Origin of the sequence: Bradyrhizobium sp. (genome assembly GCF_049798375.1) — a bacterium.
GTDB lineage: Bacteria > Pseudomonadota > Alphaproteobacteria > Rhizobiales > Xanthobacteraceae > Bradyrhizobium.
The window spans coordinates 1-6,368 of record NZ_JBARGP010000703.1 but is presented as its reverse complement, the minus strand read 5'-3'; the positions used below and the strand labels follow the sequence as shown (position 1 = coordinate 6,368).

At 63.3% G+C, this 6,368-nt stretch carries 7 protein-coding genes and 1 pseudogene; 1 reads left to right on the top strand and 7 read right to left on the bottom strand.

What is annotated here, in order from left to right; translation table 11 throughout:
• The 5 genes from WA702_RS27540 to WA702_RS27520 all read right to left on the bottom strand — a co-directional run.
• On the bottom strand, positions 1 to 264 hold a 264-nt coding region (locus tag WA702_RS27540; protein WP_425113696.1), incomplete at its 3' end, for an ATP-binding cassette domain-containing protein.
• Positions 265 to 278: 14 nt separating this feature from the next.
• A complete protein-coding gene (locus WA702_RS27535; RefSeq protein ID WP_425113695.1) occupies positions 279 to 1,109 on the bottom strand; it encodes a carbohydrate ABC transporter permease in 831 nt (276 codons plus the stop codon).
• A gap of 5 nt (positions 1,110 to 1,114) precedes the next feature.
• Positions 1,115 to 1,987: a carbohydrate ABC transporter permease gene (locus WA702_RS27530; protein ID WP_425113694.1), complete on the bottom strand. Its 873-nt coding sequence runs from the start codon at positions 1,985 to 1,987 to the stop codon at positions 1,115 to 1,117.
• A gap of 245 nt (positions 1,988 to 2,232) precedes the next feature.
• Positions 2,233 to 3,522, bottom strand: a complete 1,290-nt coding sequence (locus WA702_RS27525) for an ABC transporter substrate-binding protein (protein WP_425113697.1) — start codon at positions 3,520 to 3,522, stop codon at positions 2,233 to 2,235.
• Between the two features lie 209 nt (positions 3,523 to 3,731).
• Positions 3,732 to 4,682 (bottom strand): sugar-binding transcriptional regulator, encoded by a 951-nt coding sequence (locus tag WA702_RS27520; RefSeq protein WP_425113693.1) that lies wholly within the window; start codon positions 4,680 to 4,682, stop codon positions 3,732 to 3,734.
• 228 nt (positions 4,683 to 4,910) lie between these two features.
• Here WA702_RS27520 and WA702_RS27515 point away from each other — a divergent pair, with 228 nt between their 5' ends.
• Positions 4,911 to 5,231 carry a hypothetical protein gene (locus WA702_RS27515; RefSeq protein ID WP_425113692.1) on the top strand — a complete coding sequence of 107 codons (321 nt, stop codon included), beginning with the start codon at positions 4,911 to 4,913 and terminating at the stop codon, positions 5,229 to 5,231.
• 12 nt (positions 5,232 to 5,243) lie between these two features.
• Here the strand turns inward: WA702_RS27515 and WA702_RS27510 are convergent, their stop codons facing one another.
• Positions 5,244 to 6,122, bottom strand: a complete 879-nt coding sequence (locus WA702_RS27510; protein WP_425113691.1) for a hypothetical protein — start codon at positions 6,120 to 6,122, stop codon at positions 5,244 to 5,246.
• A gap of 13 nt (positions 6,123 to 6,135) precedes the next feature.
• Positions 6,136 to 6,368: pseudogene (locus WA702_RS27505) on the bottom strand (hypothetical protein); the annotation flags it as partial.

Genomic DNA, 6,368 nt, shown 5'->3' with positions numbered 1-6,368 from the left:
CGGATAGAGCGCGTAGGACTGGAACACCATCGACAGCCCCAGCTTGGCCGGCGGCACGTCGACGACGTTCTTGCCGTCGATCAGGATCTTGCCGCCGGAGACGTCCTCCAGGCCGTCGATGAGGCGGAGCAGCGTGGTCTTGCCGCAGCCGGATGGACCGACGAACACGACAAAAGCGCCGTCTGGAATATCGAGATCGGCGCCCTTGATGATGTGGACGGGACCGAACGATTTCTGCATGCCTTGCAATGTAATCTGACCCATGGTCCAGCCCCCCGTTACTTCACTGCACCGAATGTCAGCCCGCGCACGAGCTGCTTCTGGCTGAACCAGCCGATGATCAGGATCGGCGCCACCGCCAGCGTCGACGCCGCCGACAGCTTCGCCCAGAACAATCCTTCCGGACTGGAATAGGAAGCGATGAAGGTGGTCAGCGGCGCGGCGTCCAGGGTGGACAGGTTCAAGGTCCAGAACGCCTCGTTCCAGGCGAGGATCAGATTGAGCAGGAAGGTCGAGGCCAGCCCCGGGATCGCCATCGGCGTCAGCACATAGATCAGCTCGCGGCCGACCGTGGCACCGTCCATCCGCGCCGCCTCCAGGATGTCCTTCGGGATTTCCTTGAAATAGGTGAAGAGCATCCAGATCACGATCGGCAGATTGCCGAGGCAGAGGATGAAGATCAGCCCGGCCCGGGTGTCGAGCAGCCCGAAATACTTGTAGATCAGGTAGATCGGCACCAGCACGCCAACCGGCGGCATCATCTTGGTCGACAACATCCAGAGCAGGATGTCCTTGGTGCGCTTGGTCGGCGAGAATGCCATCGACCACGCCGCCGGGACGGCGATCAACAGCGCAATCAGCGTCGAGCCGCCGGCGATGATGATCGAGTTCAGCGCATGATGCAGGTAGTCGCTACGCTCCTGCACGGTGGCGTAGTTCTCGGTGGTCCAGTGGAAGAACAGGAATGAGGGCGGCGTGGCGAACGCCTCGAGCTCGGTCTTGAAGCTCGTCAGCACCATCCACAGGATCGGAAAGAAGATCAAAAAGCCGACCAGCCATGCGCCGGCGGTCGAAACGACGACGCTCGTTGTGGTGACCTTGCGTGCCATGGCTCTCAAGCCTCCAAATTGCGGCCGACGACCCGCACCAGGAAGAACGCGACGATATTGGCGATAACGACGGCGACGAGACCGCCCGCAGAGGCGTTGCCGACGTCGAACTGGATCAGCGCCTGGGAGTAGACCAGGAAGGCGATGTTGGTGGTCTCCAGGCCCGGCCCGCCGCCGGTGGTGACGAAAATCTCGGCAAACACGGTGAGCAGAAAGATGGTCTCCATCAGGATCACGACCGTGATCGGCCGCGCTAAGTGCGGCACGGTGAGATAGATGAAGCGCGACAGCGCGCTGGCGCCATCCATCTCGGCGGCCTCCTTCTGCTCTTCATCGAGCGACTGCAGCGCGGTCAGCAGGATCAGCGTCGCGAAGGGCAGCCACTGCCAGGCGACGATCAGGATGATCGAGAACAGCGGCAAGTCGGTGAACCAGTCGATCGGCGTCAGCCCGAACGATGTCGCGATCCAGGCGAACAGGCCGGAGACCGGATGCATCAGCAGGTTCTTCCAGACTAGCGCGCTCACGGTCGGCATCACGAAGAACGGCGCGATCACCATCAGGCGGACGAAGTTGCGGCCGACCACCGGCTGGTCCATCAGCAGCGCGATGGGAATGCCGAGCCCGATCGTCAGCAGCAGCACCGAGCCGACCAGCACCAGCGTGTTCTGCAGCGATGCCAGGAAGGCAGGATCGGTCAGGAAATACTTGAAATTCTCCAGGCCGACGAAGCTCTCGGTACCGGGATCAAGCAGGCTGTAATGCAGGGTCGAGAAGTAGATCGTCAGCGCTAGCGGCACGATCATCCAGATGAAAAGCAGCAGCACGGCCGGCGACAGCAGCGTCCGCGCCAAGGTTTGCGTCTGTCTGGTGGCCATGCCTTGCTCCCGTGTGTCGTCATTGCGAGCGAAGCGAAGCAATCCAGTGCCAGGAAGAAAGTCTGGATTGCTTCGTCGCTTTGCTCCTCGCAATGACGGCGTTCATGAAGAGCCCGTCGCGCGGAGAGCGAGCAAAAGCGCTTTGGAGGACGTAAAAGAAAAGGCGGCCATCCCGGGACCGGGTCGAGGGATGGCCGCAGGTAATCAGCTCGGGAGGAATTCGTTGAGCTGATTCCGAGGCGCGCCTACTTGATATAGCCGGCGCGCTTCATCTCGCGTTCGGTCGCCGACTGGGCTGCGGCCAGCGCTGCATCGACCGAAATCGAGCCTGCGAGCGCGGCCGAGAATTGCTGGCCGACCGTGGTGCCGATACCCTGGAATTCCGGGATCGCGGCATATTGCACCCCGACATAAGGCACCGGCTTCACCGTCGGATGGTTCGGATCAGCCGCATCGATCGATGCCAGCGTCATCTTCGCGAACGGCGCAGCTTTCAGATAGTCCTCGTTCTTGTAGAGCGAGGTGCGGGTGCCCGGCGGCACGTTGGCCCAGCCTTCCTTCGAGGCGACGAGCTTGGTGTAGTCCTTGCTAGTCGCCCAGGCGATGAACTTCTCGGCCGCGTCGACCTTCTTGGAGCCGGCGGGGATCGCGAGATTCCAGGCCCACAGCCAGTTGGCGTTCTTGCCGAGGCCATTGTTCGGCGCCAGCGCGAAGCCGACCTTGTCAGCGACCTTGGAGTCCTTCGGGTTGGTCACGAAGGAAGCGGCCACTGTGGCATCGATCCACATCGCGCACTTGCCGGCGTTGAACAGCGCCAGATTCTCGTTGAAGCCGTTCGAGCTCGCGCCGGGAGGGCCCGCGTCCTTCATCAGGTCAACATAGGTCGTCAGCGTCTTCTTCCATTCCGGCGTGTTGAACTGCGGCTCCCACTTCTCGTCGAACCAGCGTGCACCGAAGGAGTTGGACATCGCGGTCAGGAACGCCATGTTCTCGCCCCAGCCGGCCTTGCCACGCAGGCAGATGCCGTAAACGCCGGCTGATTTGTCCGTCAGCTTCTTGGCGGCATCGATCACGAAGTCCCAGGTCGGGCTTTCCGGCATCTTCAAGCCGGCCTTGTCGAACAAATCGGTGCGATACATCACCATGGAGCTCTCGCCGTAGAACGGGGCGGCATACAGTTTGCCGTCGACGGAGACCGCGTCCTTGATCTTGGGCAGAATGTCGTTGGCATCGTAATCCGCGCCGAGCTTGTCCAGCGGCACCAGCCAGTTCTTCTTGGCCCAGATCGGCACTTCATAGGTGCCGATGGTCAGCACGTCGAACTGACCGCCCTTGGTGGCGATGTCGGTGGTGACGCGCTGGCGCAGCACGTTCTCTTCCAGAGTTACCCATTTCACGGTGATGTCCGGATTGGCCTTGGTGAATTCACCAGTCAGGCCCTGCATCCGGATCATGTCGCCATTGTTGACAGTGGCGATGGTGAGCGTGGTCTCGGCGAATGACGGCGCCGCCATTGCGAGTGCGGCCGCGCCCATGAGGGCGCCCAAAGCAACTTTCGCAGTGAAGATAGTCTTCACGGTTGTCCTCCCTCTCCCCGCGCGATTTTGAACATATGCTCACGCGTTGGGCTTATGTTCACTCCAGAGTGGAGGCTTTGTCAAGCTTGCTGCCGCGCCTTGTAGTTGTGCAACGCGATATTACTCACGCGTGCGACGACGCAGCGCGACACAGCACACGGTCATGTTCAGGCGAGGATCGCGTGTGCGGTGGCTTCGTCGGTGATGAGGCCGTTGATGAGGTGGCCGGTCAGCGCTGCGCGGATGGCGTGAATCTTCGCTGGTCCCAGCGCGGCTGCGATCGTCATCGTCTTCGCCGGCACATCCGGCGGGATGCTAGTGAGGCGGCGGTTGGTGCCGCCCTTGATCAGCCTGCCCTTGGCGTCATAGGCCCAGCCGGTGATCTCGCCGACCGCGCCCAGCCGCATCATCTCGGTCAGTTCCTCGCGGGTGACGAAGCCGTCGACATGCATCTGCGCTTTCTGGTCCATCTGGCCGATACCGATCAGCTTCACATCCGCCCTGTCGGCGACCGCCTTCACCTTCGCAATCGCATCGATCCGGGCCATGCGGTCGCGCTCGTCCTGCGTCTCCATCAGGAACGGCAACGGCATCGGGTAGTGCCGCGCGCCGGTGCGGTCGGCGAGCCGGCCGACCGTATCGAAAAAGCTTGCCGAGCCGTCGGCCAGGATATTGCCGACCAGGGACACGATCTGATGCTCCGGGCGATCGATCGGCGACACCCGCTCGACCGCGGCGCGCACCGCACGTCCGGTGCCGAGCGCGATGATGACCGGCGTCTCGGAGCGCAAAGTCAGTTCGAGCAGGTTGGCGCAACGCTCGGCGATCCCGGCGGCGGCCGAGGGCGCGGCGGGATCGGTCGGCACCACGTCGCAATGCACCAGGTCGAAGCGGCTCTTGAGCTGCGCTGATAGCTCCATGCAAGAGGCGATCGGATGCTCGAGGCGGAAGGTGATCAGCCGTTCGGCCAGGCACAGCGACACCAGCCGTTGCGCCGAGGCGCGCGACACCTGCAGCATTTTTGCGATTTCATCCTGGGTGTGGCCGGCGATGAAATAGAGCCAACCGGCGCGTGCGGCGTCGTCGAGCCGGGATTTATCATTGTCGCCGGTAGCCATGACGCCGCTTTCGATCCTCCCAATGCCCTTGCATCCGCCGCCCCCGGTCCAACCCGCGGTCGCGGAACCCGAAACAGAACATATGCCCAAGCGTCGGGCAATAGTTCTCTTGCCTGGAGCGCCACACGCGTTCCCGCTCCGATCTGGCAGCAAGCATCCCGCCCGGCGCAACGCGGCCACGCCGCCGTCGCCGTGGCGGGATGGGGCCAGATACTTAGATCTGCACCGATGAAGAAAATCGTCATCGTGCACCCGCGCCGGGTACCCCCCGTCTTCGTATGCCGCAAATGCCTCAAGCGCAGCCGCGATGCCAAGGAGATCAAGCGCGCGTTGAAATCGGAGACCAAACGGCGCGCCGGCGGCCAGTTAAAGCCGGCGCGCGTGATTCAGACCAGTTGCTTCGGCATCTGCCCGAAGCGGGCGGTGGTTATGACTGGGGGCGCTGCGGCCGGCGCCGGCGGCTATGTGTTGGTTTCATCCGATACGGAAGTCCCGGCGGCGCTCGCGCGGCTGCAGGACGGACAGCAACTCAGTAAGCCGCAGTCCTGAGACGCGGCACGATCATGCCTCGTCATCCGTCTCATCTGACAGAACCACAACCGTGCGCTCGGCGATGTTGCGCATCAGGCCGATCCGGGTGAGGTCGTACCCCTCCAGCACGGCGCGTGCCACGATCGCGAGATCGGTCCAGGACATCTCGTACTCATCAGGCGCCTCGCGCATCCACAGCGCGGTCTGCACGAACAGCTCGGCCCATTGCTTGCGACGCACTGCGATGGCGCCGTCCCCGAGCAGGAGCTCCGTGACGAACTGTTCGTGCGCGCGCCGGCTGACGCTTCGCATCTTCTCCCGCAGTTCCGCATCGTCCTCGAACCAGGAGTCCTCGATCTCCTCGAGACCCAGGATGACATCGCTGTCTGCCAGGACGATGTCGACCGCTTCGGGGTCACGGAGGTCCTCGGGCAGTTCGGCGATCAATTGGTCGAGCGCCTCGCGGAAATAGATCTGTTGCGGCTGCCAATCGGCGCCGCCGATCACCTCCGCGACTTCGAGCAGGCCAGCCAGCGGCACCTTGCCGCTCGCGAGGGTCTGGGCCAAATGATGTGATACCATGCGATCGAGATAAGGTCGCCCGACGTCCAGCATCCGCACCCCGCCGCCGGTGGCCTCGACCGCGTACGCAACCGCGCGGGACGTCTGCGGATCGGTCGTGAACGCGTCGACGATGCCGTTCCTGGTCAGGATCGACGACAGTCGCTTCCGGCGGCCGGCAGGCGAGAGCAGGTGGAACAGCTGGGCATTTGAGCCATCGACTGGACTGGCCCGCAGCGCGTTCACCACAGTTTTATCCCAGGCCGCACAGGCGACGCCTGCCGCCCGCATCTTCTGGATGATGGCATCGACCTCGGGGCGCTCGTGCTCGGGCCGCCAGTTACGCATCGCGAAGTGCTCGTCAGTTCCGTCTCTGACCCAGGCGCTCGGCCGCGTTTCGCGCCCCATACAACTCGATTCGGAACGCAAGGGATCGTGCGGCCGCAGCGACCTCAGCGCTGAGGCTGGCGCGTAGCGCCTTGATCAGTCCCTCGGCAGTCAGGTCCTTCGCCTGCGGCCCCCGGGCTCCAATTCCCAGTTTCGTCACGCGCCGCGCCCAGTAATACTGGTCGTAGTTGTGAGGCACGACAACCT